General features: G+C 64.8%; 26 protein-coding genes. 16 read left to right on the top strand and 10 right to left on the bottom strand.

Translation table 11 applies throughout. The annotated features are described in order from the left end of the window. Positions 1-10: 10 nt before the first annotated feature. On the bottom strand, positions 11-778 hold the full coding sequence (locus LVJ94_13745; GenBank protein ID WXB08295.1) for a hypothetical protein: 768 nt from the start codon (positions 776-778) through the stop codon (positions 11-13). Positions 779-1,157: 379 nt separating this feature from the next. Here LVJ94_13745 and LVJ94_13740 point away from each other — a divergent pair, with 379 nt between their 5' ends. The 6 genes from LVJ94_13740 to LVJ94_13715 all read left to right on the top strand — a co-directional run bounded on the left by LVJ94_13740 (position 1,158) and on the right by LVJ94_13715 (position 9,750). Beyond that, complete coding sequence (locus LVJ94_13740; GenBank protein ID WXB08294.1) at positions 1,158-1,943, top strand: fatty acid desaturase; 786 nt, start codon at positions 1,158-1,160, stop codon at positions 1,941-1,943. Continuing rightward, positions 1,937-3,463, top strand: coding sequence for an aromatic amino acid lyase (locus LVJ94_13735; GenBank protein WXB08293.1), 1,527 nt, complete (start codon positions 1,937-1,939; stop codon positions 3,461-3,463). The genes LVJ94_13740 and LVJ94_13735 overlap by 7 nt, the downstream gene beginning before the upstream one ends. 12 nt (positions 3,464-3,475) lie before the next feature. Continuing rightward, positions 3,476-4,891: a M20/M25/M40 family metallo-hydrolase gene (locus LVJ94_13730; GenBank protein ID WXB08292.1), complete on the top strand. Its 1,416-nt coding sequence runs from the start codon at positions 3,476-3,478 to the stop codon at positions 4,889-4,891. A gap of 95 nt (positions 4,892-4,986) precedes the next feature. Next, entirely contained in the window at positions 4,987-6,201 is a 1,215-nt protein-coding gene (locus LVJ94_13725) for an MFS transporter (protein ID WXB08291.1), read from the top strand. Between the two features lie 174 nt (positions 6,202-6,375). Continuing rightward, positions 6,376-9,147, top strand: coding sequence for a DUF5010 C-terminal domain-containing protein (locus LVJ94_13720; protein ID WXB08290.1), 2,772 nt, complete (start codon positions 6,376-6,378; stop codon positions 9,145-9,147). A gap of 21 nt (positions 9,148-9,168) precedes the next feature. Continuing rightward, positions 9,169-9,750, top strand: a complete 582-nt coding sequence (locus LVJ94_13715; protein WXB08289.1) for a TetR/AcrR family transcriptional regulator — start codon at positions 9,169-9,171, stop codon at positions 9,748-9,750. A gap of 195 nt (positions 9,751-9,945) precedes the next feature. Here the strand turns inward: LVJ94_13715 and LVJ94_13710 are convergent, their stop codons facing one another. Both LVJ94_13710 and LVJ94_13705 read right to left on the bottom strand, forming a co-directional pair. Then, on the bottom strand, positions 9,946-11,142 hold the full coding sequence (locus LVJ94_13710; GenBank protein WXB08288.1) for a metallophosphoesterase: 1,197 nt from the start codon (positions 11,140-11,142) through the stop codon (positions 9,946-9,948). 44 nt (positions 11,143-11,186) lie between these two features. Next, positions 11,187-11,849 carry a TetR/AcrR family transcriptional regulator gene (locus LVJ94_13705; protein ID WXB08287.1) on the bottom strand — a complete coding sequence of 221 codons (663 nt, stop codon included), beginning with the start codon at positions 11,847-11,849 and terminating at the stop codon, positions 11,187-11,189. A 15-nt stretch (positions 11,850-11,864) separates the two neighbouring features. Here LVJ94_13705 and LVJ94_13700 point away from each other — a divergent pair, with 15 nt between their 5' ends. Then, positions 11,865-13,133, top strand: coding sequence for an MFS transporter (locus LVJ94_13700; GenBank protein ID WXB08286.1), 1,269 nt, complete (start codon positions 11,865-11,867; stop codon positions 13,131-13,133). Here LVJ94_13700 and LVJ94_13695 read toward each other — a convergent pair. Beyond that, entirely contained in the window at positions 13,123-14,226 is a 1,104-nt protein-coding gene (locus LVJ94_13695) for a DUF2855 family protein (GenBank protein WXB08285.1), read from the bottom strand. The genes LVJ94_13700 and LVJ94_13695 overlap by 11 nt on opposite strands. An 87-nt stretch (positions 14,227-14,313) precedes the next feature. Then, the gene (locus LVJ94_13690) at positions 14,314-14,496 is read right to left on the bottom strand and encodes a hypothetical protein (protein ID WXB08284.1); all 183 of its coding nucleotides are present in this window, start codon (positions 14,494-14,496) and stop codon (positions 14,314-14,316) included. 188 nt (positions 14,497-14,684) lie between these two features. Here LVJ94_13690 and LVJ94_13685 point away from each other — a divergent pair, with 188 nt between their 5' ends. Genes LVJ94_13685 through LVJ94_13675 form a run of 3 tightly spaced genes read left to right on the top strand, consistent with a single transcriptional unit; the run spans position 14,685 to position 16,254 of the window. Continuing rightward, positions 14,685-15,515, top strand: coding sequence for an SAM-dependent methyltransferase (locus LVJ94_13685; GenBank protein WXB08283.1), 831 nt, complete (start codon positions 14,685-14,687; stop codon positions 15,513-15,515). Between the two features lie 44 nt (positions 15,516-15,559). Further along, positions 15,560-15,898 (top strand): hypothetical protein, encoded by a 339-nt coding sequence (locus tag LVJ94_13680; protein WXB08282.1) that lies wholly within the window; start codon positions 15,560-15,562, stop codon positions 15,896-15,898. Continuing rightward, positions 15,898-16,254, top strand: coding sequence for a metalloregulator ArsR/SmtB family transcription factor (locus LVJ94_13675; GenBank protein ID WXB08281.1), 357 nt, complete (start codon positions 15,898-15,900; stop codon positions 16,252-16,254). The genes LVJ94_13680 and LVJ94_13675 overlap by 1 nt, the downstream gene beginning before the upstream one ends. Before the next feature lie 37 nt (positions 16,255-16,291). Here LVJ94_13675 and LVJ94_13670 read toward each other — a convergent pair whose 3' ends face one another. The 3 genes from LVJ94_13670 to cpaB all read right to left on the bottom strand — a co-directional run bounded on the left by LVJ94_13670 (position 16,292) and on the right by cpaB (position 18,926). Then, the gene (locus tag LVJ94_13670) at positions 16,292-17,164 is read right to left on the bottom strand and encodes a DUF4097 domain-containing protein (protein ID WXB08280.1); all 873 of its coding nucleotides are present in this window, start codon (positions 17,162-17,164) and stop codon (positions 16,292-16,294) included. Between the two features lie 135 nt (positions 17,165-17,299). Further along, the gene (locus LVJ94_13665; GenBank protein WXB08279.1) at positions 17,300-18,100 is read right to left on the bottom strand and encodes an alpha/beta hydrolase; all 801 of its coding nucleotides are present in this window, start codon (positions 18,098-18,100) and stop codon (positions 17,300-17,302) included. Between the two features lie 10 nt (positions 18,101-18,110). After that, positions 18,111-18,926, bottom strand: a complete 816-nt coding sequence (cpaB, locus tag LVJ94_13660; GenBank protein WXB08278.1) for a Flp pilus assembly protein CpaB — start codon at positions 18,924-18,926, stop codon at positions 18,111-18,113. A 149-nt stretch (positions 18,927-19,075) separates the two neighbouring features. Between cpaB and LVJ94_13655 the strand changes: the two genes are divergently transcribed. From LVJ94_13655 to LVJ94_13640, 4 genes are read left to right on the top strand one after another with little or no spacing between them, the layout of a single operon-like run. After that, complete coding sequence (locus LVJ94_13655) at positions 19,076-19,678, top strand: TetR/AcrR family transcriptional regulator (protein ID WXB08277.1); 603 nt, start codon at positions 19,076-19,078, stop codon at positions 19,676-19,678. Further along, complete coding sequence (locus tag LVJ94_13650; protein ID WXB08276.1) at positions 19,675-20,523, top strand: enoyl-CoA hydratase-related protein; 849 nt, start codon at positions 19,675-19,677, stop codon at positions 20,521-20,523. Before LVJ94_13655 ends, LVJ94_13650 begins: the two co-directional genes overlap by 4 nt. A gap of 56 nt (positions 20,524-20,579) precedes the next feature. After that, entirely contained in the window at positions 20,580-20,981 is a 402-nt protein-coding gene (locus tag LVJ94_13645) for an MGMT family protein (GenBank protein WXB08275.1), read from the top strand. Beyond that, complete coding sequence (locus LVJ94_13640; protein ID WXB08274.1) at positions 20,978-21,370, top strand: nuclear transport factor 2 family protein; 393 nt, start codon at positions 20,978-20,980, stop codon at positions 21,368-21,370. The genes LVJ94_13645 and LVJ94_13640 overlap by 4 nt, the downstream gene beginning before the upstream one ends. Here the strand turns inward: LVJ94_13640 and LVJ94_13635 are convergent. Further along, on the bottom strand, positions 21,357-22,421 hold the full coding sequence (locus tag LVJ94_13635) for a hypothetical protein (protein WXB08273.1): 1,065 nt from the start codon (positions 22,419-22,421) through the stop codon (positions 21,357-21,359). The two genes, LVJ94_13640 and LVJ94_13635, sit on opposite strands and share 14 nt — an antisense overlap. 57 nt (positions 22,422-22,478) lie before the next feature. On the opposite strand from LVJ94_13635, the gene LVJ94_13630 reads away from it, so the two are divergent. After that, positions 22,479-22,874 carry a nuclear transport factor 2 family protein gene (locus LVJ94_13630; protein ID WXB08272.1) on the top strand — a complete coding sequence of 132 codons (396 nt, stop codon included), beginning with the start codon at positions 22,479-22,481 and terminating at the stop codon, positions 22,872-22,874. Positions 22,875-23,012: 138 nt separating this feature from the next. Beyond that, positions 23,013-23,555 (top strand): hypothetical protein, encoded by a 543-nt coding sequence (locus tag LVJ94_13625; GenBank protein ID WXB08271.1) that lies wholly within the window; start codon positions 23,013-23,015, stop codon positions 23,553-23,555. On the opposite strand, the gene LVJ94_13620 is transcribed toward LVJ94_13625, so the two are convergent. Then, the gene (locus LVJ94_13620) at positions 23,552-24,253 is read right to left on the bottom strand and encodes an NAD(P)H-binding protein (protein WXB08270.1); all 702 of its coding nucleotides are present in this window, start codon (positions 24,251-24,253) and stop codon (positions 23,552-23,554) included. The two genes, LVJ94_13625 and LVJ94_13620, sit on opposite strands and share 4 nt — an antisense overlap. Positions 24,254-24,292: the final 39 nt, after the last annotated feature.

The raw sequence follows: 24,292 nt of genomic DNA, 5'->3' as shown, positions 1-24,292 counted from the left end.
CCGGCCGTTACTACGTGATGCGCCCGGTCTCGTTGAGCTCTTGGAGCAAGCGCTCGAGGAGGCCGATGACCGCGGGCGGCTGGACGATGGCGGCGCGAATCAGGTCGTCGAAGTGCTTCGTCAGGTGGCGAATGTGGTCGAGGCTGTTGAACACGAAATACATCTGCCCCACGTAGACAACGGCACGTTTGGCGCCGAAAACGGTGAGCGGAGCCGAATAGCGATTCCGTGAATCGTAGAGAAACCAGCGAAAGGCGGGATAGAGCTCGTCGGCCAGCGCGATCATGCGCGCGAGTTGCTCCTTGCGCGCCTCGAGCTCGAGGCCGCGCCATACCCCCTCGCCGCGGGCGAAGCCTTCGACGGCTTGCACGGAGTTGCAGACTTCGATCTCCGACTCCGAGCGCCGCTGAAGCTCGAGCTTCGCCTGGCTTTGCTCGAGGCTCTGATCCGGGTCGACGGTGGCGAACTGCCGGTACTCGTAGGCAATGATGCGATCGGTCTTCAACAGATCCGGCAACGTCGTCGGCACGTAGCGGATTTTGTAACCCGCGGCCTCCGCCTGCCATCGCGCGAGACGCTCGTCGGCGGGCGAAGGAGCGTCCGGCTCCACCTGCACCGATTGGCGAAGGATGTCCGCGCCAAGCGGTCCCCCTTGGCTGAGGCCCACCAGCCAATCGATGCTCACCTGTTCGGCGCTCGCGATGCTCGCCAACGTCTCCACGCGTGGAAGGCGATCGTTGTCCGGCGCGAGCAGCTGCGAGAGCGTCGACCGATCCATTCCGACCTTCTCCGCGAAGGCCGAGCGCGTGAGGCCAGTGCGCGCGATGACCTCTAGTAAACGCGTGCGGAATAACTCAACGGTCTCTTGCCTTCGCATCGGGCAATGCTCTGTTTACCCCATTTTGTTGGATTTTCAAACGTTGTGAGGTGAAACCAAACGATGCGCGTGATGTTGTGCTGATCTGCGATTCGTTGTGCGCATTGGCGCGTTGCAAGGTGGTCTATCTCATTGAATATGCTCTGTGTTCATGGTCCCGCCATCTTCGCTTCCGCGTCGTACTTACCTTGTTGAGCTTCCAACATTTGCTGTAGCGTTCGCCATTCACGCGCTATGGCTCATCCTGACCGCCCATGCCGCAACTCTTCCGTGGTGGCTGGTGGCACCGCTCGGTGGCCTGCTCGTGGCGTGGCACGGCTCGTTTCAGCACGAGACCATTCACGGACACCCGACCCCGTGGCGCAGGGTCAACGCGTGGTTCGGATCGATGCCGCTCAGTCTATGGCTGCCCTATGGCATCTACCGTGAGCAACACGAGGCGCATCACCGCACGCCGCATCTGACCGATCCCCTGGACGATCCAGAGTCGTTCTACGTCAGCAAAGAAACATGGTCCGAGATGAGCGCGCTGCGGCGCGCTTTTTTGCACGTGAACTCCACCTTGGTGGGGCGCTTGGCGTTCGGCCCCGCCATGGTCATCGTGCAGTTCGTGCTGGGTGAGGTGCGGCTGCTCCTTCGTGGAGCGTTCCCGCTCCGGCGCATGCGCGCATGGCTATGGCACCTCGTGGGGCTCGGCGTGGTGTTCGCATGGCTCGGACTCGTGTGCCACGTGTCGCTCGCGCGATACGTGCTGCTCTTCGTCTACCCCGGGCTCGGACTCACGTTGCTTCGTTCCTTCATCGAGCATCGCCCGGCAATGGTCCCCGAGCATCGGGTCGGCATCGTGGAGGCCGGGCGCCTTTGGAGCTTGCTCTTTCTGAACAACAACCTCCACGTGGTGCATCACGAAGCACCGTGGGTTCCCTGGTACGAGCTGCCCGCGGTCTACCGCGCGCGGCGACGCGCCGTGCTCGAGAGCAACGGCGGATTCGTCTTTCCTGGGTACCTCGCGGTGGCGGCGCGGTTCGCCTTCCGACCCAAGGACTCGCCGGTGCATCCATGGTGACCGCGTTCTCGCTGCCGTATGCCCAGGAAGCCGTCGCCCTCGACGGAACGCACCTCACCCTCGACGACGTGGTTCGCGTGGCACGCCATGGTGCGCACGCCGAGCTGACGCCGCCGGCCGAAAAGGCCATCGCGCGAGGGCATGCGCTCCTGCTCGGCCACGTCGCGCGCGGTGCGACGATCTATGGCCTGACGACGGGCGTGGGCGCGCTCGACGGCGAGACGCTTTCGAGCGAGGACAATCGCGCGTTCCAGCGCAACTTGCTCCTGTCGCACGCGGCGGGCACGGGGGCGCCCATGTCGCTCGAGGCGGTGCGCGCGATGCTGCTGGTGCGCGCCAACGTTCTCGCGCGGGGCCGAAGCGGTGCGCGGCTCGAAGTGGTGCGTGCGCTCATGGCCATGCTCGAGCGCGGCGTCTACCCGTACGTGCCGGAAATCGGTTCCGTGGGGGCCAGCGATCTCGCGGCGCTGGCGCACGCAGGCCTCCTTCTCGCGGGGGAAGGCTGGGCCCTCGCCTCGGGCGCACGCGTCCCCGGGGCCGAGGCGATGAAGGCTCACGGCATCGCGCTGCCGGAGCTCGCGGGGCGCGACGCCTTCGCGCTGATCAATGGGCCCGCGCAAACCCTGGGAACGGGGGCGCTCGCCGTGCACGATGCGGCACGCCTCGCACGCACCGCGGAGATGGCCGCCGTATCGTCGATGATCGGGGCGCGCAGCCGCACGGACTTTCTCGATGCACGGCTCTTCGAGGACGAGCACGACCCCTGCGCCGAAAGTGCCCGCCGCATGCGCGAGCTTCTCGCCTCACCGCGGCCGGCCATCGCATCGAGCAGCGTGCGCGAGCCGCTGTCGACCCGTTGCGCCCCGATGGTCGCGGGCGCTTTCCGCGCGGCCATCGCGCGGGCCGAGCATGTGCTGGGCGCCGAACTGAATCGCCCGGTGGACAACCCGACGCTGCTCGCCGACGGCAGCCTCACGAACAACTCGGGCGTGATGCACGCCGCCCCCGTGGCCGAAGTGCTCGATGCGCTGGTGACGTCCGTGACCAACGTGGCGCAGATGAGCGAGCGGCGCACGGCACGCCTCCTCGACCCCGCCCTCAACGATGGCCTGCCCGCGTTCCTGCTTCACCCGCGCGCAAAATCAGGACTTCACTCGGGCCTGATGATCCATCAGTACACGGCCGCCGCCCTCGTGGGCGAGCTCCGCACCGCGTGCGTCCCCGCCAGCGTGCAGTCGATCCCGGTGAGCAACGGCACTGAAGATCATGGCTCGATGAGCGCCCTCGCCGCCCGACGCGCCGTTCGCGCCATCGCGCTGGCAGAAACCGTCCTGGCCATCGAGCTCATCACGGCTGCGCAAGCCATCGACCTTCGTTCGCTCGCGAAGCCAGTGCCCGACGTGCCATCTCGCATCGATGCCATCCATCGCAACCTCCGCACCCGCGTGCCCGTTTTGGTCGAAGATCGCCTGGCCGCCGCCGACATCGAATCCATAGTGGAATTCGTCCGCGCTCAGTAAAGTAGGCGCAAGATGCGCCCTACCCTGCCGTTTTTCGCCGTCGCCGTCTCCCTGCTTGCTGCATCGTGTGCAGGCTCCACATCGCAGGCCGCCCCGCGCACCACCGCCGCGCGGGCTCCCAATGCGTACGATGCGTATGCGCGCGACACGTTGAAGGAGCTCATCGAGATCAACACCTCGGAGTCGTCGGGCGACACCACCAAGGCGGCACAGGCCATGGCGGCGCGGCTCCGCAACGCGGGCTTCCCGGAGTCGGACATCCGCGTCCTCGGCGAAGAGCCGCGGCACGGAAACCTGGTCGCACGCCTGCGTGGCAGCGGGAAAAAGCGTCCGCTGCTGCTCCTGGCCCACCTCGACGTGGTCGAGGCCAAGAAGGAAGATTGGTCGTTCGACCCGTTCGTCTTCCGCGAACAAGATGGCTACTTCTACGGGCGCGGAACCAGCGACGACAAAGACATGGCCGCCAACTTCGTCACCAACCTGGTGAAGATGAAGAAGGAAGGCATCGTCCCCAACCGCGACATCATCCTCGCACTCACCTCCGGCGAAGAGAGCGGCCCGTACGACGGCGTGCGCTGGCTGCTCGAAAAGCACCGCGATCTCATCGACGCGGAGCTTGCGCTGAACGAGGGCGGCGGCGGCCAGATCAAAAAGGGCAAGTACATCGCCAACGAGCTGCAGACGTCGGAAAAGCTTTTCACGTCGTGGGAAATCGAGGCGAAGAACAAAGGCGGCCATAGCTCCCTGCCCGGCCGCGACAACGCGATCTATCGCTTGTCCGACGCGCTCACGCGCATCGCCAAGTTCGCATTCCCCGTGGAGCTCAATGATACGACGCGCGCCTTCTTCGAGCGGCTCGCGGTCATCGAGCACAACGCCGACATGGCCGCGGTGGCCAAGGGCGGCGATCCCGCAGCGGCGGCGCGTCTCTCGGAGCATCCTCTCTACAACGCGACCCTGCGCACGACGTGCGTGGCCACCATGCTGCAAGGCGGGCACGCCGAAAATGCCCTTCCGCAATCGGCGCGCGCGACCATCAATTGCCGCATCCTGCCCGGCACCGAGCAATCGCGCATCGAGGAAACCCTCCGTCGCGTGATCGCCGATCCGCAGATCGAGATACGCATGATTCCCCACCTGCCCGCAGCACCGGCCTCGCCGTTGGCACCCGAGGTGCTCAAGGCCGTCGAGGGCATCACGAACTCCATGTGGCCCGGCGTTCCCACGCTCCCCGTCATGCTCACCGCCGCCACCGACGGCTCGCACCTACGCCGCGCAGGCATCGCCTGCTACGGCATCTCCGGCGAGTTCAGCGATATCGACGACGTGCGCGCGCACGGCAAGGATGAACGCGTGCTCGTGCGATCCTTCAACGAGGGGCGCGAATTCCTCGATCGCCTCGTGCGCAAGCTCGCTACCGGACCCTAGGGCTCGCCCGTGCAGCGCATAAATTTCATTTCATAGCAGTCGTTACAAAACGACCTTGACCACCGGTAGGTCGGAACTACATGGCTCCTACCCCAATGATGGAGCCTCGTTCCGTTTTGCAGTCATGGTTGGCGGTGGCCTCGATCGCGGTTGGCACCTTCGCGATGGTCACCACCGAGTTTCTTCCGATTGGCCTCCTCACGGACATCGCCCAAAGCCTGCACGTCTCCGACGGCACCGCAGGCCTGATGGTCACCACCCCCGGCATCGTCGCCACGTTTGCCGCGCCCGCTTGGATCCTCGCCGCGGGCAAACTCGATCGCCGGGTCGTTCTATGGTCGCTGACGATCCTGCTCATCGCCTCCAACGTCATCGCGGCGCTCGCGCCGAGCTTCTCCGTTCTCTTGGCCGGTCGCGTGCTGGTGGGCATTTGCATCGGCGGCTTCTGGACCTTTGCCATGGCCTTGGGCCGCCGGCTCGTCCCGGAGGAATCGGGCAATCGAGCCACCTCGATCATTGCGATCGGCGTTTCACTCGCCACGGTGTGCGGCGTCCCCGCGGGCACGTTGCTCGGTTCCATCGCCGGGTGGCGCGCCGTATTCGGCGCCACCGCCGGCCTCGCAGCGTTGGTACTCCTTGCACAGATTTCCCTTTTGCCGCGGCTGCCCGCCACGCAAGCCATCCGCGCCGGACAGCTTCTCGGACTCCTGAAGGTGCGCAACGCGCGCGTCGGTCTCGTGGCCGTGCTGTTCACCGCGGGCGGGCACTTCGCCGCGTACACGTATTTGAAGCCGTTTCTGCAGCAGGTCCCGGTGATGGACGAGAAGATGATCACCGCCGTGCTCTTCGCCTACGGCGCGGCCGGCTTCTTCGGCACCTTCTTCGGCGAGTTCGCCGCCGGGCGAAGCGTGCGCGGCGCCTATGCCGCAACCGCCCTCTTGCTGGGCGCCGTACTCGTGCTTTCACCCGCGCTGGGCGGAAACCGCACCGCGGCCACGGTTCTCGCGACGCTCTGGGGCTTCGCCTTCGGCTCCGTGCCCATCGTCGTGCAGGCCTGGATCTACAAGGCAGCGCCCGCAGACTTCGAAAGCGGCTCGGCCCTGCTGGTCTCGACATTCCAAATTGCGATCGCCTCAGGTGCGTTGCTCGGCGGCAGCATCGTGGACGGATTCTCCGTCTCGGGCGCCCTCGTCGCAGGTGGCCTCCTCACCTTTGCCGCATCGGCCACCCTGTGGTTCTTCGGCCGTGAAGACGCCGCCTCGACGGACGACGCGACGCCCCAATGGAGTGCGCAAGGCTCGCCGCACTGACGCAAAGCGCGATTGTCATATTTGACAAACACAATCAACTTGTCAATTTGTAACAAGTACCAATTGTAAACTCTGGCAAGTTCCGGCGGAGATGTAACACGGCAAAGCCGTTGCTCGGGCGCGAACGACCGAATACAATGACATACGTCATCGATGTTCGGAAGGAAGGCGCCCATGAAGCTCCGGCTTGGCCGATGTTCGCTGCCTGCGACTTTGTTGCTCCTCGCCTGTTCCGCCGAGCCCTCCGCCAACGAGGGCGCGCCCTCCGACTCCGCATTTACGAATAACAGCAAGCACGTACTTGCCGCCACGACGCACGCGTTCGATACGGGCGCTGGCAGCTTGAACGTGGACTACGCCGGCTTCCTGTCGAAGCACGACATCGTCTACGCCAAGGCCAACACCAATCCGGATTACGGACTCACCGTCGGCAATGGACGTATGGGTGCGATGGTGTGGAGCAACAACGGCCTCACCATGCAGGTCTCCGGCGTCGACAGCTCCGAGCAAACCGCGTTTTCGGCCGGGCTCGTCAACCTGAGCACGAGCCCGGGTATGGACTCGGGATACTCGAACTTTGCGCAACGCCTCGCGCTCTACGATGGCGTCCTCACGACGCGCTACGATTCGAATCGCACCGTCACCATCATGGGCTCGCCCAATTCGGAGGTGATGGGCATCCACGTCGACGATTCGCGCGGCAACGTGCAGACCATCTCGCTCGATTTGAGCCTGTGGGATCTGAGCAACCTCAATAACAACGGCGACGTCCCCGATCTGAACACGTGGAAAACGGTTTCTACGTACGCCGATGCGAACGGCGCCGGATTGAGCCGAGGTCAGACCGACGCGAATCACTTCGGCTACACCCTTGCGGCGACCGTCGAGGGGGCGAGTTTCACCACGCAGGTGGTAACCGGTAGCAAGGTGCGGCTGAACATCACGCCGTCGTCCAGCTACACGATTTGGGTCACCTGTGCGAGCCGCCTCAATGCGCCGAATTTCGATTCGGTGGCGCAGGCGAAGAGTCTTCTCGGCTCGGTCAAGAACACCGGGTACGCCACCACCCTGAACAACTACAAGAATTGGTGGCACGCTCTCTGGCGCAAGTCGTTCGTCCAATATTCCGGCCTATCGGGCGACGCCGACTACCTGGAGAACGTCTATTACCTGAGCACGTACCTCATCGCGTCCGGTGCGTACGGCAACTATCCGTTCCACTTCATCAACGGCGTGTACCGCGCCACCAACGACAACACGAAGTGGAGCAACTCGTACTGGTACTGGAACCAGCGCGACGTCTACAACTCGTTCCTCGCGTCGAACCACGCCGACATGATGGCGGTGTTCAATGGCATGCACAGCCGCAACTTCAATGCATTGAAGTCGTACACGCAAACGCGCTATGGCATCGACGGCATTTGGGTGCCGGAGACCATGGGGTGGGACGGCAATGCGCGGGGGACGATCAACAGCGATTATACGAAGAATATCTATTCCACGGGTACCGAAGCCGCGCTGAACATGGTTGCGCAGTACCGGTACACCAACGACAGCAATTACTTACGCAATACGGCGTATCCCTTCATGCGAGAGGTCGCCAAGTTCTACACGGCGAAGCTTTCGCGCGATGGCGCGGGCAAGTATTACATGGACGTCTCTAATTCCCACGAGACGTATTGGAACGTACGAAATGCGGTCACCGATCTGGTGGCCGTGCGCAAGATGTTTCCCATCGCCATTCAAACAGCGTCGTCGCTCGGCCTCGATGTCAATTTGCGATCGCAATGGCAGTCGGTGCTGGACAACTTGGTGCCGTACCCGAACGACGGGACCGATTATCTTCCGCATCAGGCACCCATTGCGCAAACACGCAACAACGAGAACGTAGCGGCCGAATTGATCTGGCCGTACAGCGTGACCGGCATTGGGGCATCCGATTATCAAATGGCATTGAACACCTGGAACCATCGACCTTTCCCCTACGGCAACGTGTGGGCAAACGATGCCATTCAGGCGGCGCGTCTGGGCTTGGGTGACCAGACCTACAATGGCATGAAGCTGATGCTCGGGAAGTATCAGAACTACCCCAATGGCTTCACGAACAACACGAACGGCGTGTTCGAGTACCACGGCGTTCATCTGTCGGCGGCGAACGAAGCGCTCTTGCAGAGCTACAACGACAAAATCCGCGTCTTCCCCGCCATTCCCAGCGATGGAAGCTTCGTCGGGCGCTTTACGCTCTATGCCGAGGGCGGCTTTGCCGTGAGCTCGGAGCGAGAAAGCGGCGAGATCAAGTACGTGGGAATCAAGAGCCTGTACGGCAACTCCGCCAAGGTGGTCAATCCTTGGGGCAATCAGGAGTTGCGCGTACGGCGCGTGTCGGACAATGCCACGATCACCACGACGGCGGCGGCCGAGGTCAGCTTCTCCACGACCGCCAATACCGTGTACGTCATCGAGCGTACGGCAAAGCCGCTGGGCAACTACACCTATACGAACATCTCCGGAACGGCGAACCAAGGCGCCAAGTATCTATCCGGTACCTCGTCCACCTTGGGCATTCCGGCAACACCGCCGCCCGACACCGGCAAATACGAAGGCGAGAAGGCGGCGTTGGTGAATTGCAATGCCGAGGGAGACAATGCCGCATCGAATCAGGGCCAAGTGGTCAACTTGCGCCAAGGCTCGTCGCTTTCGTTCTCCAATACGATCACGGGCAATACCCTGGACATTCGCTATTGCACGATGAACAACCCGGGGCGGCTCGGACTGTACGTGAATGGCTCGCTCAAACAGACCGTCGAGTTCCCCTCGACGAATAGCTGGAGCGGCACCTACACCACGAAAACGGTGAGCGTGTCGATTCCAGCCAGCGCCACCATCAAGTTGCAATATGACGCCGGAGGCGCGGGCGCGAACATCGATTACATTCAGGTGCGCTGATTAGGAAGGTTCCGTTCGTCAATGATCGCGAAAAGACCGCTTCGTGCGGATGCGCAGCGTAATCGGCAGATGGTCCTCGAGGTGGCGGAAACGGTGTTCGCCGCCGAAGGACTTGCCGTGCCCATCGACGAGATCGCGCGGCGCGCGGGGCTCGGGGTGGGCACACTCTACCGTCACTTTCCAACGAAGGAGGCACTCTTCGAGGCCATCGTGAGGCGACGCATGGAGCGCATGGTCGAAGATGCGCATGACCTCGTGCAGGCGACGGAGCCCGGGGACGCGTTCTTCGCGTTCCTCGCGCGCATGGTCGATGGGACGAAGAAGGACTTCGTCGACGCACTCGCGCGCTCCGGTGTCGACCTGAGCACCGAGTTGGCCGACGCCCGGGCGGAGCTGCGGCATGCCATGGGCGGGCTCCTCGAACGCGCTCAGCAGGCGGGCAACGTGCGCGAGGACATCTCGATTGCCGACGTCTTCGCGCTGGTCAGCGGCGTCTTCGTGGCCATCGATCAACGCGGCGGCGACGCCGCCGCGCGCCACCACCTCTTCACCGTCGTCTCGGACGGCCTACGCCCCCGCCCTAGCGCATCGGGCCCCGTCTAGAAGACGGCGAGCACGGTCCTCGACCAGGATCACGCGTTACAAAGTGAAGAAGGAAACCGCCAGGACGCCAGGGCCGCCAGGGGTTCCGAGGGCAACGGCAATAAACCAAATGAGGGTTTATGGTTGGTTCACTCGGCGATCCTGGCGCCTCTCGTTTGGCGTCCTGGCGGTTTCTCTTTCTATTCGAGAATTGGTCTAACCCGTCGCGGCGGAGCGATGAATGCGCAGAAGGCTCTCCTCACCAGGGACGCCGACGCGAAGGGGGAAGCCGTAGTGGCCGGTGCCGCGGTGAACGTAGAGGCGATTTCTTCCGAGGGCCCAGAGGCCGTGATCGGGGATGTCCGTGAAGGCGCTCACGAAGGTGTGCGGAAGGCCCAAGGTCAAAAGCCCGAGCTGCCCGCCGTGGGTGTGGCCCGAGAGCACGAGATCGGCCTCGCCGTCGGGTAGATGCTTGAACGCGCCGGGGTCGTGCAGCAGCACGAGGCGCAGGTGCCCGGGGATGCGTGGATGGCTCGCGCACGCGGCCCGCGTGCGTGCGGCGCGATCGCGGAAGTGAAAATCGATGCCCAGGATTTGCACGGGGCCCGCCGGGGTGTCGACCACCTGGGATTCGTCGATGAGGAGCCGTGCACCGATATCCTGCAACGCTCCCTCCACCGTGTCGGGAGCCTCGAGATCGTGGTTGCCGCGGCAGGCGAACACACGCCCCGGGGGAAGCGCCGTGAGGGGCGCGAGTGCGCGCGCGAGAACGGCGCGCGCCTCGTGCGATTCCATGGTGAGAAAATCGCCGGTGAGCAGCACGAGATCCGGATTGGCCGCAACGGCCCGCGTGGCAATGTCGCGAAGCCGCGCCTCGGACATGAAGGGTCCCAGGTGCGGATCGGTGATCTGGACGATGCGCAACGGGCGAGATGCCGGGTCCGCCGCGCCCAGCGACCAACGCGCGAGCGCGGGCGCCGAAGCATCGTCCAGCGCCACGTCGATTTCCTCGAAGCGATGCACGAGGCTCTGCACGAGCCCCACCGCCGCCACCGCGTACGGGATGAAGAAACCGTAAGGCTGCACGCCGAACGCAGCCGCCACGGCCCAGGGCAACGCGAGGAAGGTGCCCGCCGCGAAAAACGACGCTGGCAGGCTCACGAGGGCGCGGTACCAGACCGGCCGCATGTTCGGCCGCGTGAGAAAGGCGAAATGCGCGAACACAGCAAGCTGGAAATACGCGTACAGCGGCAGCAGCTCCCCGAACGAGGGCGCCAGCGCCGACGACACCAGCGTGTGAATCGTCAGGAGCACGGCCGCAAACATCGCGTAGAAGCGCCCGCGCAACCACGCGGCAAGGATGACGACCGCGAGCGCGGCCAACGCAGACAACCAGGGAAACCATTCCAACATGGACACCCGTGATTTAACACCAAGCGTCCTCCCGGCGAGCCCTGTCAACAATTCTTCACAGAGCGACCCGTAGAAGGCGGCAGCAGCACCAGGGTAAAGGCGTTTTCCACGAACTCGACGAGCGGCGTGGCGCTCTTTTCTACACGCATCGCCACGAGCGCGCCCTCCCACCCGCCGATGAGGAAGCGTGCGAGGCGATCCGGCGAGACATCGCGGCGCAGCTCCCCGCACTCTTGCGCCTCCGCCAAACAACCCGCGAGGCGTGCCGCCCATACCTCGAAGTGCTCGCGCAGGCGCTCGCGAATGGGCTCGCTCTCGTCGGTGCACTCCAGGCTGAAGTTGCCGAGCAGGCAGCCTTTGACGTAGCCGCGGCCGCGGTTCGCGGCGATGCGTGCCTCGAAGTACGCGCGAACGCGGGCGAGGGGCGAGCGCGATTCGTCGTCGACGAACGGCTCGAGCGCCCCGAGCACACCGGAGAAGAACGCGTCGGTGACCGCGGCGCCGAAAGCCTCCTTGCTGTCGAAGTGATTGTAAAATGTGCCCTTCGGAACCTCGACCCGCTCGACCACGTCGGCGATGCCGGTCGCGTGGTAGCCGCGGGTGTGCATCGCCTCGAGGCCCGCCGAAAGAAGGCGTTCGCGCGTGCCGAGCTTCGGCGGGCGACCGCGCGGGGCGGCTGCCTTGACATTTTTTGAACGACTGGTCATACAACAATTCTACCCATGTCGTCCTTGCCGTCAAGGTCGCCACGGATCCACTACGCGTGGGTCGTGGCCGCGGTCATTTTCGTGGTGCTCTTGTGCGCGGCGGGCGTGCGCGCCACACCGAGTGTTCTCATCGTTCCGCTGGAGCGCGAGTTCGGCTGGAGCCGGGCCCTGGTCTCCTCCGCGGTGTCGGTGAACCTCGTGCTCTACGGCTTGGTGGGGCCCTTTGCCGCCGCCATCATGCAGTCGTTCGGCATCCGGCGCACCACGCTGATCTCACTGGCGATCATCGCCGCCGGCGTGCTGCTCACCACGCAGATGCATGCGCCGTGGCAGCTGGTGACCTTCTGGGGCGTGCTCGTGGGACTCGGAACCGGCACCACCGCCATGGTGCTCGGCGCCACCGTCGTGCATCGTTGGTTCGTCGCACGGCGCGGACTCGTGATGGGCATGCTCACCGCCAGCACGGCCACGGGGCAGCTGATCTTTCTGCCGCTGCTTGCCATCCTCGTCGCGCGCCACGGCTGGCGGACCGTGTCGCTCGTGGTGGCCGGCGCCATCGCGTCGGTCATTCCGTTGGTCGCGCTTTTGGTCCGCGATCGCCCTGCCGACGTGGGCGCGCGTCCCTACGGCGCCGCCCCCGATGCCGAGGAACACGTGGCGGCGAACGTGAATCCGCTGGCCAACGCCATTGGTGCGCTGCGCCGTGCTTCCAAGCACCGTGATTTCTGGCTCCTCGCCGGCAGCTTCTTCATCTGCGGGGCGACCACGAACGGCCTGGTGGGCACGCACCTCGTGCCCGCGTGCATGGACCATGGCATCCCCGAGGTGCGCGCCGCCGGCTTGCTCGCGATCATGGCCGTCTTCGATCTGGTGGGCACCACCATGAGCGGTTGGCTGACGGATCGCTTCGACAGCCGCTGGTTGCTCTTTTGGTATTACGGACTGCGCGGCCTTGCGCTCCTTTATTTGCCCGCGGCGTTCGAAATGTCCCTTTTCGGCCTTCCGCTCTTCGCGGTGTTCTACGGGCTCGATTGGATCGCCACCGTGCCCCCCACCGTTCGCCTCACCACGCAAACGGTGGGCGCGGCCGACGGCCCCATCGTCTTCGGATGGGTCGTCGCCGCCCATCAAATCGGTGCGGGAGTCGGTGCCCTGGGCGCCGGCGTCGTCCGCACCACGCTCTCGACGTACACGCCGGCATGGGTCGTGGCCGGTGCCATCTGCCTCGCCGCCTCCGCGTTGGTGCTCCGCATCGGTCGCGGGCAGCGCCTCGCTACGGCATGAGCGAGACGACGCGCCCCTCCTCGGGGGCGCTCTCACCGCGCACGATGGCGTCGTAGTGCTGCTTCACCGCCTCGTCGCCCCGCCCCGATTCGATGCGCAGCCAGCCGCGCGACGGCTCCAAAATGGGAACCAAGAAGGCGTTCCATGCCTCTGCAACCCGCTGCCACATGACCGCCGGCGACCAATCCTCCGCACGCTGCTTGATGCGCGCCGGTGCGAAGAAGAGCGTTGGCGGCGGGCCTGGCAGAGGCTCTCCCTTCGTTTCGAGGGCGCCGGCATGCGTGGCGCCAATGGCGCTGCTGTGCGCGAGCGCATCGCCGAAGTGCCGATGCACGACGGCACGCGTGGCTCGACTGCCAGCAAAATCGATGTACACGGCTTTGCGCGACGGCGAAAGCGACGCCACGTCGTCGTAGGTGATCACGCGATCGTAGAGGCCCAGTCGCGTGACGAAGTCGACGTTGCGGCGTGACGTCATGCCGACGAGCTCGCAGTCGCGCGGACTCTGGCGCTTCAAGAGAAACGCCGTGCCGTACGCCGTCTTGGACGACGCGCTGGAGAAGAGGAGCTGCCCGGCCCCGAAAAAGCCCTCGGCCTGGAGGAAGTCGGTGAGAAAAAACGACGTCCCGAAGAGCGGCCGCAAGATGACCTGCTGGGGCTCCGTGTCGGGGCGGTAATTGGGATCGGTCGTCGTGAGCCGATAATGGTTGTACACGTTGCTCAACGGGCGCCGGTGTTCGGCACCATCGAGGAAGCCCGAGCCGTCGACCTTGTGCGGCTGCACGATCAGGTGCGTGGACATCGGGAAATATCCGTAGAAGCGCTGCCCGATCGCGACGTCCGGATGCTCGGAACGGGACACGGAGGCGAAGCCCCACACCGGGACGCTCCCCCACCCTGCCTCCCGCCGCGGGAAGAAATTCCAATACGAGAAGGAGTCGCCCAACGCCGCATAGGTGGCGTTGTTCGTGGTGAGCCCGAACCGGTCGATCTCGAGCTCCACCGTCCCCGACGCAAGCGGGACACGTTCCTCCGTGACAATCGTGTGTTCGGTCCAAACATCGCGCCGCACGATGAAGTGTTTGCTCAGCATGGGTCGATCCTTGTTCCTTTCCCTCCCCGCGGCAAGGGACATGGCGCCGCGACCCAGAATGACCGCGGCGCCATTTCGGGACACGGACTACTCGATGGTATCGACGAACGGCTGCAAGGATTTGAACTCGATGGTCGAGAAGTTCGTCACGCCCCGCAGCTCGAACGACGCCTCCGGAATCGCATCCTCGCTGGAGGACAAGTAATCGCGAGCGGAACCGTCTTCAAAGAGCGTAAGAACGCAGAGCACACGCGCGATGCCGCGCTGCACGTGCATTCGGCGCCGAAGTGGCTGCAATTCGAGCGCCAAACGCCCAGCCCCTCTGGCGACGAAGCATCGACCGTCAGCGACGAACGTTGACTAAAAAGAACGCGGGGGCGCAGCTTCAAGGTCTGCGCACAACATTTAGCACACAGGCTAACCTTGACATGGTTAGCGTTAACGCTAAATGACCATCCATGAGCAACGTCCATGAGTCCTCGGTGCTGGACACCGCCCATTGGGTAGCGGCCTATCGGGCCATCGAATCGTCGCGGAGCGACGCTATTTTTCGCGATCCGTTCGCCGCCCGCCTCGCGGGAGAAGGTGCGGTGCCCAAGACCGTGCCCACGTGGCCGATGGTCACACGGACCAAGGTGATCGACGACTTGGTCTACACCGCCGTGCGCGAGGGCGCCGATCGTGTGCTCAACCTCGCGGCCGGTCTCGATTCACGGCCGTACCGCCTGCAGCTTCCCGCATTGCTCGAATGGGTCGAGGGGGATTTCCCGTCGATGGTCGAACGCAAAGAGCGCATCTTGTCGACGGACAAGCCGGTGTGCCGTCTGCGGCGCGAAAAGGTGGACCTCACGGACAGTGCCGCGCGCGGGGCCTTCCTCGATCGAGCCCTCGACGGCGCCAAGAATGCGCTGGTCATCACCGAGGGCTTCTTGATCTACCTCGAAGATGCCGCCGTCACCGCCATTGCGAAGGACCTGGCCAAACGCCACGAGGTGGGTTCGTGGATCATCGATCTCGCGTCACCGGCCATGCTGCGTATGCTGCAGCGAATGACCGATCCGTACCTCGCCGCGGGCGACCGCATGAAGTTCGGGCCGGCGAATGGCCTCTCCTTCTTCGAGTCACTCGGGTGGAAGCCGAGGGAGATCCTCACCATGTCCAGCGAGGCGAAGAGGTACAAGCGCATTCCCTTCATGCTTGGACTCCTTCAGTCCGTACTCCCCGAGGTGGACCCTCGCCGTCCGGGAAAACACCGGTGGGGAGGGATCATCCGGCTGGAACGCGCGTGAGGAGCGGGGATTGACACGCTTAGCGCTACTGCTAAGCGTGTTTCATGCCCAAGACCACAGCCCTCACGGCCGTCTGCACCTACCGGGTCAAGCCCGGTAAGGAAAAGGAGATGCTTCGCCTGCTCGGCCAACAGTGGGCAACATTGCATCGCCACGGCTTGATCGTCGGAGATCGGCCGATCCGGCTGCGCGGCTTTCGGCAGCGTGCGAACCACTTTCGCCCGGCCATCGACGAGCGCACCATCGTGGAGATCGTCTCGTGGAAGAGCGCTCGGGCGTCCGAGCTGGCGCATCGCAACCCGGAGGTGCTCGCCATCTGGGAGCCCATGGCCCTGTGTTGCGAGTCGATGGAGTTCCCCAATTTCGTGGCACTCGAGAACTAGTGGCCACCTCCAAGTCGAAGCGCGCCAAACTCGATACGGTCGATACCGCGTTCGAGCGCACCGCACGCGCCGACGCCGAGCTCGAAGCCGTCTTCGAGGCCCTCGCCCATCGCCAGCGGCGGCTCATCTTGCTGGTGCTGAATTTCCGCGGCGGCTCGATGACCGCCGGCGACATCGCCCAACGCTTCGATTGCGCATGGCCCACGACGACACGCCACCTGCGCGTCCTCGAGGACGCCGGCTTGGTTCACGTCGAGGAGCGCGGCCGCGAACGCATCTACCACGTCGAACGCGAAAAACTCCGCCGCGTCCTCCTCAACTGGGCCAGCTGGTTCCGCGATCGGGAGCTGGAGTAAGTCGCCGAAGTACGAGGCGGAGCGCTCGGCCAAATAGTTAGTTCGATCGCTTGACGTTGATGTTGCCGTTCATCGTTTTAAGGGCGACTCGAGCGCCGCCGCGGCCGATTTTGGCGGAGATGCTCTCGGGGATGCCAGGCGGGCCGGCCGGCGCCGGGAGGGGGAAGTCCGATTGGATATGGCCGCTCATCGTGGAGGCGGAGAGTTCGAAGCTCGCGTCGCCGGGGGCGCGGAGTTCGATGGATCCGTTCATCGTTTCGAGTTGCACGGGGACGGTGAGTGAACTGGAGAGCGGCGCCACGATGCGGCCGTTCATCGTTTTGGCCACGAGGCGGCCCGTGGTTGCCACATCGAGATTCCCGTTCATCGTGTGAACACGCAGCGAGCTGCGCAGGTCTTTCGCGTCGATGTTCCCGTTCATCGTGGTCGCGTTCAATGAAACACCCGCGGGAACGCGCACCTCGAAGTCGATGGCCAAATCGCCATCGTCTTTGCCCTCATCGCCCCGGTGGCCGATGTGCCCCGCGTCACCCGGTTTGCAATCGTCGTCGGGCTGATTTGCAAACAGGGTACAAATCACCACTCCCCCCGAATGCTCCGTGGCAACGACGCGTTGACTTGCCAGGTCTCCTTTGCCGTTTGCGCGCTTCGTTCCGCGCACCTCGGCAGTGCCCGACGTCGTTCCCAGTATTTTCAAGTTGCCATTGATGCCTTTGATTTCGAGCGATTTCGGCGGAATGATCGCTTTCTCGAATTGAAAATCCCCGCTGGCGCTCGATACGGTTACCGGGGCTCCCGCCGGCGCTCCACCCGCTTTCGCGGGAGCGGCCGTCACGGTCTCCCCACCTGCGCACGCCAGCGCAGTACTCATCGTTCCGGCAACCGTCATGGTCCAGAGCCATCTATTCATCGCGGTCTCCTTGGAGGTCAGCCCGTGCACGGCGCGCACTAGGGTCGCGTGCTCGAGCATTCCCCTTTCGCCGAGGGTCCCCGCTTAATTTCACCTCCCCCTTCCGAATTTCGAAACCGCGCCGAATTTCGAAAGCTACGGATTCGGCTCTCGAACCACGGTTGCCACGAACTCGAGGACCGCGGGCTCCGCCAAGTCGATCATGTGCCCGCCAGGCACCAGGGCCGTGCGCGCCATGGGGATGGCTGCACCCATCGCCGCCACCACGTGACGAAACGCCGGCGGTGACTCGGCGGATGCGACGAGCAGCAACGGGATGCCCAGCTTCGACAGCGCCTCAGGCTCCGCCTCGAGGAAGCCACCGCGCATCTCCGCCACCACCGCCGCGCTGTTGGCCGCGAACATGCTTTGGAGTGGCGGGGGCAACTTCTCCCAGGCGCCCTCTCCGAGGATCTCGTGCACCAGAGCCTTCGCCGCATCGGACGGCTCGCCCTCGGCGGCCGCGAGCGTGCGCGCCATGACGCCTTCGGCCCAGGCCTTCGCCTCGGGAACGAGGTTCACCAGGCCTGCCTCGAGCAGGACCAGCGCGCGCACCGTTTCCGGATGGCGCAGCGCCAAGGCCAGCGCCACCTCGCCACCGTAGCTCCGTCCGATGACCACCGCCGGGGCGGCGTCGAGCGCGCGCAGCAGCGCGGCGGCATCGTCGGCCTGCTGCGTGATGTTCGTCGCATACGGCTGCGGGCGCTCACTGCGCGTGCAGCCACGTCGGTCGTAAACGATGGTGCGCCCCAGGGCAGCAACCTTGGCCACCGACGGTCCCCACACGAGGGCGGACGTGGACATGCCATGGATGCAGAGGATGGGCGCCCGCCCTTCCTGACCTTGGCCATGCTCCTCGAAATGGAGGCGCACACCGTTGACGAGGCAGTCGGGCATCAGCCTTGATTCAGTTGCGCGACGGAGGGATCGGGCCCTGGAAAACGCTGGGGCGCATGGCCCGCGCGGCCCGAAGCTTCACGTCCCAAAGCTCGTCCGAGGGGATCTCGCTGATGTTCGAAACCGTACGCGAATCCCCCTTGGCCCGGACGACGACCGAGAGGTGCCCCTTCTCCGCCGCCAAGGTCAGGACTTGCGCCTCTTGCAGGGTCACGCTCAGGGTGAGCAACGTGCTCTCCGCCTTGTCCATGTTCACGTTCGTCCCCGCGGGATCCATCACGTCCTGGGTCGAGATGTTCAGCCCCGACGCGAGCACGAGGACGCGCTGCAAAAGCACCACCGACGAGCGGCTCTCGCCCTGCCCGCCCCTCTCGGGACGGCCATCCGGCATGACGCTCAGAACGTCGACGTAGTCGCCAGGCCGAATCAGCGGCGTATTCGAATCTTCGCGCGAGGTGCGGATGGTGAGCGCGCGGCTGCCCGGCTGGATCGCACTGCTGAGGGGCTGCTGCTCCTCGCCCGACGTCAGGTCGGTCCACATGAGGGTCTCGTTTTCGCGCATCAAGTTGATGACGCGCAGACCGACGACCTTCCCGCGCTCCGCCTCTTTGATGGCCCGATCTTCGACGTAGGCCATGGGCACCTCGCGCACGGTGAGCATGTCGTCGACGATGACGGTCCCGCGCTCGACCTGCTTGGACACGGCGAGCAGCTTCACCTTCTCTCCGCCGGACGACGCCGCCTCGAACCTCCGCTGGTGCAGCGCCAGGAGGAAGATTCCGATGATGGTGGCAACGAGGGCGAGGAAAAAGATGCGACTTTTCATCAGGGCAGGCTCAGCTTCCCAGTCTACCTTCCCGCCCCCACCCTGGCCAGTGCCATCCGCCATCGCCGCCGGGACCGCCCATCCATGGTGCACATTGTGCGACTCCTGCGCCCTTGACTAGAACAATATTCTAGAACAACGTTCTAGTCATGCCGCCGGGCCGGGACAGACGATCCGAGATTCTCGATGCAGCCCTGGCCTGCTTCGTCGAACGCGGCATCGGGGCGACCACCATCGCGGACATTCGCGAGCGCGCGGGCGCCACCACGGGCAGCGTGTACCACTTCTTCGCGAGCAAGGACGCCATCCTGGGCGCGCTCTACGTCGATCGACTCGTTCGCTACCAGCGCGATCTCGCGTTGCGCGTAAAAAGGTATCGCACGGCGCGCACGTTCATCCGCGGCATCGTCGAGCACTACCTGGAGTGGGTGGACGCCGATCCGCCGTCGGCGCGCTTCCTTTTCGATGCCCGCCGCACCGAGGCCATCGCCGCGGTGGAAGCGGACATCGTGCGCGCCAACTCCGAGAGTTTCGCCATGGTTCGCGAGCTCGCGCGCGGCTTCGTGGCCAAGGGCGAATTGGAGAAGCTTCCCATGGACGTCTTCACGGCGCTGATCATCGGGCCCGCAGCGTCGTACGCGCGTCAATGGCTGGAGGGCCAATCGAAGACCGAGATGGTACGGGCCCGCGTGCTGCTGGCCGACGCCGCATGGGCGTCGGTGCGAAAACGAACGACGGAGGAGAGCGAATGAACACTGCCATGAGTCACTACGACGCCATGATCGAGGACTTTCGCGCGGCGGGTGCCGATCTCGTGAACGTCGCGTATCCATTCGAGGGATGCGCCGTCGTCCGCATGAACGATCCGGCGCGCCTCAATGCCCTATCGGGCCCTCTCACGGTGCGCCTGCGCGACGAGCTCGAACGGCTGGTGAACAACCCCGCGGTTCGGGCCATCGTGCTCACGGGCGCAAGCGGTGCTTTTTCCGCGGGGGGCGATCTTCGCTTGATGCGCGACACCGCGTGGCCGCTGCTCGATTCGAACGACGGGGCCACGGCGCTGTGGCGGTGGATCCGCACGCAGTTCGGCGGCATCGTGCGGCTCATCGCGCAGTCGGACAAGCCGTTCGTCGCGGCGGTCGATGGGGCGGCGGCCGGTGTGGGGCTGTCCTTCGCGCTCGCGTGCGATCTGGTTCTCGTCTCGTCGCGCGCACGGCTGGTGCCCGCGTTTGGCCGCATCGGGCTGGTGCCGGAGGTGGGAATGAGCTGGCTGGTGACGCGCAGGCTCGGGCATGCGCGCGCCTTCGAGCTTTTCGTCTCGGGCGAGCCCCTCGGCGGCGACGATGCCGTGCGCTTCGGACTCGCCAATGCGGTGCATCCGCCCGAGGCGCTGGAGGAAGCCGCCTTCGCCTGGGTGCGCAAGATCGCGGCGCTTCCCGAGCACGTGGTGCGCATGATGAAGCCTCTCCTCCGCGGTGCTCAGGACATGGCCTGGCCCCACGCCATCCTGGCCGAGGAGTTCGCGGAGCCGAATTGCTTCACCACCCGAGCGCACCGCGACGTGGTGTCGGCGATGCTGGAGAAGACCGGTCGTTAGCGGGTCGGGGTCGACTTGACATTGTCAAGGCGCCTCATGGTAAAGCATGGAGTTCGATGCCCAAGACGCCAGCCAAAGAGACGCCGCCCTTCGAGCGTGTATGGGAGATCCTCCAGCGCATTCCGCGTGGCAAAGTCATCACCTATGGTCAGGTTTCGCAGATGATCGACCGGCGCCTCACCCCGGTCGGCGTCGGGTGGGCGATTCGGGCGGCCCCCGATGGGGCGATTCCCTGGCAGCGCGTCGTGAACGGGCGCGGCGGTATCTCGACCGACGGGGAACATCCCGGATTGCAGCGGACCATTCTGGAGAAGGAAGGCGTACGCTTCAATCGGGATGGTACGATTGACCTCGAGCGCTACGGCTGGCTGTCCGAAGAGGAGACGCCACCACCGCGTGCGAAGAAGCGGGCAACGAAGCAGGTAAAGAGGCCAGTGAAGAAGCGGAAGAAAGCATGAGCGACGACCACGAACAGCTCCTCGAGATGATGCGTCTGGGGATCATCGCCGCGCGCAACTCCGAGCCTGCGCTGCTGGAGGCGATCCTGGCACCCGATTTCGTCATTTGCGTACCCGGCATGCCCAACATGACACGCGCGGAATTCATCGAATGGTTGCGCGCGTCCAAGGGAACCATCGTTTCGATGGAAGGCGAGGCGTTCGACGTGCACGTGTTCGGTGACACCGGCGTGGTGACGGGCATCCGGCGTGCGCACATGCGCACCGAAGCCGGCGATGTCATCGATGCCGACGGCTTCACGGAGGTGTTCGTGCGCCGCGACGGCCGGTGGCAGCTCGTTCATTCCCATTCGGTGCCTTGGACGGGATTGCCACCTAACGCGGCGTGAACGTCGCTATGACGGCATCGACGACGGGCTGGTAGCCCGGGGTGCCGCCGTCGGGAATCTGCCGGAGGCCGGGGCGCTGTTCGAGGTGAACGAGGCGGCCGTACTGCGTTCCCTTCTCCGTACATGCCTGGCTCGAACCGGCCGTCATGCGCGCTTCGACGTTGTCCGTCCCGCACAAGCTGCAACCCGTCTTCGGGTAACCCAGGCCGCAGCGGCCGACCGAGGGCCCCCTCGCCTCGATGGCCGCGGCGAGGCGCGCGGTCACCCCCGCATCGGAGTAGGTGCCCGATGCGTCGCTGATCAAGGCGTCGGGGCAGCTCTGTGCGTTGCCGTGCAATTGGAGAAAGGGTGCGTCGGTGCTCCTGGAAAGCTCGGCGTGAATGGCGAAGAAGGGCGACGTGGTCGCATGGGCCGTGTCCGATTCGCGATAGGGCGCCGAGTCGCCACCGCAGGCCGTGGTCGTGCCGTCGCAGCCGGCGCTGCCCTCATTGGCGCATCGATGCGCCCCCGCCATGAGAAACCACTCGGCACGCGCCTCGGAGAAGACCGCGCGCGATTCGTACGGTGTGTTCTTGTCGAACAAGGGATGCGGTGCCTCGACGACCAAGGCGCGCGTTCCGGGCGCGGGTCTCCGCGATGCGTAGGTACCCCAGAACGACTGCGGCGCGGGGTGCCCGGTGGCGTCGAGCTCGGCGACGAGGAGAATGTCCTCCGCCCCATCGTGGAGCGAGAAGGAGCGATACGATGCGGGGAGACCGCACGCCTTGTGCGTGTCGCCCGACAAGGTCGAAACCACGGAGGCCGCAAACGCGTCGCGGACACTCGGACTTGGGACCACGTACGCGTCGGAGCCAGCACCGGCCTTCAATCCCATGTTGGACACGATCGCGTGAACCAGATCGTCCAGGGACGCATTCAGCGCGATGGGTGGGCACGTGGCCTCTGCGTCTCGGATGTCGAGGACCGATTGCTTACGCCCATCATGGGTCGATTCCTGATTTGCGTGGCACGCCACGAGCAAGGCACCGAGGAAAAACCAGCGAAACGACATGGCATCGGGATGGTAGCATCCACCCCGTACGTTATGGGCGCTCTTCAGGGAGAAACCATGAACACCGACGACGTTGCCCAGCTGCTCGAAATCGTGCAGCTCGGGCTCATCGCCTTTCGAAACACCGAGCCGGCGTTGCTCGAGGCCTTCTTGGCGCCGGAAGCCATCTTCCGCACCGTGGGCGAGCCCGACATCGACCGCGAGGCCTTTCTCGACTGGGTGCGCTCGCCGCCCGCCATCGTCGTATCCAACGAAGGAGTCGGTTTCGAGGCACGCGTGTTCGGCGACGTCGGCATCGTGACGGGCATCACCCATACTACCCTGCGCGTCGATTCGCAGGAGATGGTCGCATCCATGGGCGTCACCGAGGTATTCGAGCGCCGCGAGGGCCGCTGGCAAATCGTCTACTGTTACAACGTGCCTCTGGGCCAGGCCCCAGCCGCGCCGCGCTGAAACAGGAGTTTCCCGCGCGCCACACCGCGGGCTCGAAAGCGTGCGCCACGTGCACACCGACTGAGGTCCTCATTTCACTAGGGCGCAAAATGCCTTACGCGCCGCGTGGCACGCGCATTGCGAAGTAGTGGCGTCACCATGACGTGGCTCTTCGCTTCTTCGCTTCTCGCAGTCCTTTCCCAACAGCCCGGTGAGATCGAACCGCGCGACGACACGCAGCTCGTGAACGAGGCGGCGCCCAAGAAAAAGCGCTGGAGCCCTGTCCGCGTGGCCGTCGGGGCCTACGGCGTCACCCCCAACATGAAGGGCTTTGCCTTCGGGTTCGACGCGTCCGTGCGTTACCACCTGCGGCGTTTCGCCATCGGCGGCGGCGGCCGCGCCGCGTTCCCCTCGAGCGACGCGAGCGAGACGCAACTCAGCTCCATCTATTTCGGCCCGCGGTACTACCCCTTTCCGGGCAGCATGAGCCCTTTGCTCGGGGCCGGCGTCGGCTGGTCCTGGTTCTCGACCCGCAACGCGCCCCTCGAAACCGGCCCTTCGGCCTACGTGGAACTCGGCATCGAGGTTTTCCGCAAAGACCAATTCCGCGTCGCCGGCTCCGCGCGCCTCGATCTTCCCTTTCACACGGTCCACGAGCGATACGACACGCCGGTGAGCCTCGGGCTCACGTTCTCGTTCTAATACCCAATCGTCAATCGCCGTTGGATGTATTTGGGGATCTCCACTTCATCGATCAACGCTACGGCGAAATCCTCGTAGGAGATGCGGCTCTTCCCGTCGGCGTCGAGCACCGGTTGATTCTCGCCGAGCCGGAATCGCCCAGTCCTCTCGCCGGGCCCAATCTGCTCGGCCGGGCTGAAGTACGTCCAATTGCGGTTGGACAGACGCAGCACGTTCAACGCATCCCGATGCCCGCGAACGGCCACCTCGTACTCGCGCGGTATTCCGATTTCGTCCAGGCGCTGCCCAACATCGGGCGAGTCGACCAACGCCAGACCGGGGCGCAGCTCCAAGCTCCCGGCCCCGCCCACCACGAGGAGGCGCAACGACGGTCGCGCGCTTGCCGCGATGGCCTCCAGCATCGCCGTCGCGGCCTTGGCGTACACGCCGGGATGGGCAATCGATCGGCGGATCACATCGTCGAGATCGCGCGCGCCGTTTCCAGGCTGGAAGGTGCTCACCAGCACGTCGAGATCTTCCAGCACGCGCCCGATGCTGGCGGCGTCGAGCACGTCGGCGACCTTCCACGTCGTCTTCGGCTGGTCGCGGAAATTCGAGGCGTCCCGGGTGATGGCGGTGATCCGATGTCCGCGCCGAAGGGCCTCCGCGGCAATGCGCTGTCCGATGTTGCCCGTTGCTCCAAGGATTCCGATGTTCATGCCCTGTACTTAGGTACGAACGCATCATCTCGGAAGTTG

Source organism: Sorangiineae bacterium MSr11367 (assembly GCA_037157805.1).
Classification (GTDB): domain Bacteria; phylum Myxococcota_A; class Polyangia; order Polyangiales; family Polyangiaceae; genus Pendulispora; species Pendulispora rubella.
The sequence above is the reverse complement of the archived record's forward strand: the minus strand, read 5'-3'. Positions and strand labels throughout refer to the sequence as shown.

Bases quoted from the DNA above. Each gene is read 5' to 3' on its own strand.
- LVJ94_13745 (WXB08295.1), bottom strand. From the start codon at position 778: ATGGATCGGTCGACGCTCTCGCAGCTGCTCGCGCCGGACAACGATCGC.
- LVJ94_13735 (WXB08293.1), top strand. From the start codon at position 1,937: ATGGTGACCGCGTTCTCGCTGCCGTATGCCCAGGAAGCCGTCGCCCTC.
- LVJ94_13730 (WXB08292.1), top strand. From the start codon at position 3,476: ATGCGCCCTACCCTGCCGTTTTTCGCCGTCGCCGTCTCCCTGCTTGCT.
- LVJ94_13725 (WXB08291.1), top strand. From the start codon at position 4,987: ATGATGGAGCCTCGTTCCGTTTTGCAGTCATGGTTGGCGGTGGCCTCG.
- LVJ94_13720 (WXB08290.1), top strand. From the start codon at position 6,376: ATGAAGCTCCGGCTTGGCCGATGTTCGCTGCCTGCGACTTTGTTGCTC.
- LVJ94_13715 (WXB08289.1), top strand. From the start codon at position 9,169: ATGATCGCGAAAAGACCGCTTCGTGCGGATGCGCAGCGTAATCGGCAG.
- LVJ94_13710 (WXB08288.1), bottom strand. From the start codon at position 11,142: ATGTTGGAATGGTTTCCCTGGTTGTCTGCGTTGGCCGCGCTCGCGGTC.
- LVJ94_13705 (WXB08287.1), bottom strand. From the start codon at position 11,849: ATGACCAGTCGTTCAAAAAATGTCAAGGCAGCCGCCCCGCGCGGTCGC.
- LVJ94_13700 (WXB08286.1), top strand. From the start codon at position 11,865: ATGTCGTCCTTGCCGTCAAGGTCGCCACGGATCCACTACGCGTGGGTC.
- LVJ94_13695 (WXB08285.1), bottom strand. From the start codon at position 14,226: ATGCTGAGCAAACACTTCATCGTGCGGCGCGATGTTTGGACCGAACAC.
- LVJ94_13685 (WXB08283.1), top strand. From the start codon at position 14,685: ATGAGCAACGTCCATGAGTCCTCGGTGCTGGACACCGCCCATTGGGTA.
- LVJ94_13680 (WXB08282.1), top strand. From the start codon at position 15,560: ATGCCCAAGACCACAGCCCTCACGGCCGTCTGCACCTACCGGGTCAAG.
- LVJ94_13670 (WXB08280.1), bottom strand. From the start codon at position 17,164: ATGAATAGATGGCTCTGGACCATGACGGTTGCCGGAACGATGAGTACT.
- LVJ94_13665 (WXB08279.1), bottom strand. From the start codon at position 18,100: ATGCCCGACTGCCTCGTCAACGGTGTGCGCCTCCATTTCGAGGAGCAT.
- cpaB (WXB08278.1), bottom strand. From the start codon at position 18,926: ATGAAAAGTCGCATCTTTTTCCTCGCCCTCGTTGCCACCATCATCGGA.
- LVJ94_13655 (WXB08277.1), top strand. From the start codon at position 19,076: ATGCCGCCGGGCCGGGACAGACGATCCGAGATTCTCGATGCAGCCCTG.
- LVJ94_13650 (WXB08276.1), top strand. From the start codon at position 19,675: ATGAACACTGCCATGAGTCACTACGACGCCATGATCGAGGACTTTCGC.
- LVJ94_13645 (WXB08275.1), top strand. From the start codon at position 20,580: ATGCCCAAGACGCCAGCCAAAGAGACGCCGCCCTTCGAGCGTGTATGG.
- LVJ94_13640 (WXB08274.1), top strand. From the start codon at position 20,978: ATGAGCGACGACCACGAACAGCTCCTCGAGATGATGCGTCTGGGGATC.
- LVJ94_13635 (WXB08273.1), bottom strand. From the start codon at position 22,421: ATGTCGTTTCGCTGGTTTTTCCTCGGTGCCTTGCTCGTGGCGTGCCAC.
- LVJ94_13630 (WXB08272.1), top strand. From the start codon at position 22,479: ATGAACACCGACGACGTTGCCCAGCTGCTCGAAATCGTGCAGCTCGGG.
- LVJ94_13625 (WXB08271.1), top strand. From the start codon at position 23,013: ATGACGTGGCTCTTCGCTTCTTCGCTTCTCGCAGTCCTTTCCCAACAG.
- LVJ94_13620 (WXB08270.1), bottom strand. From the start codon at position 24,253: ATGAACATCGGAATCCTTGGAGCAACGGGCAACATCGGACAGCGCATT.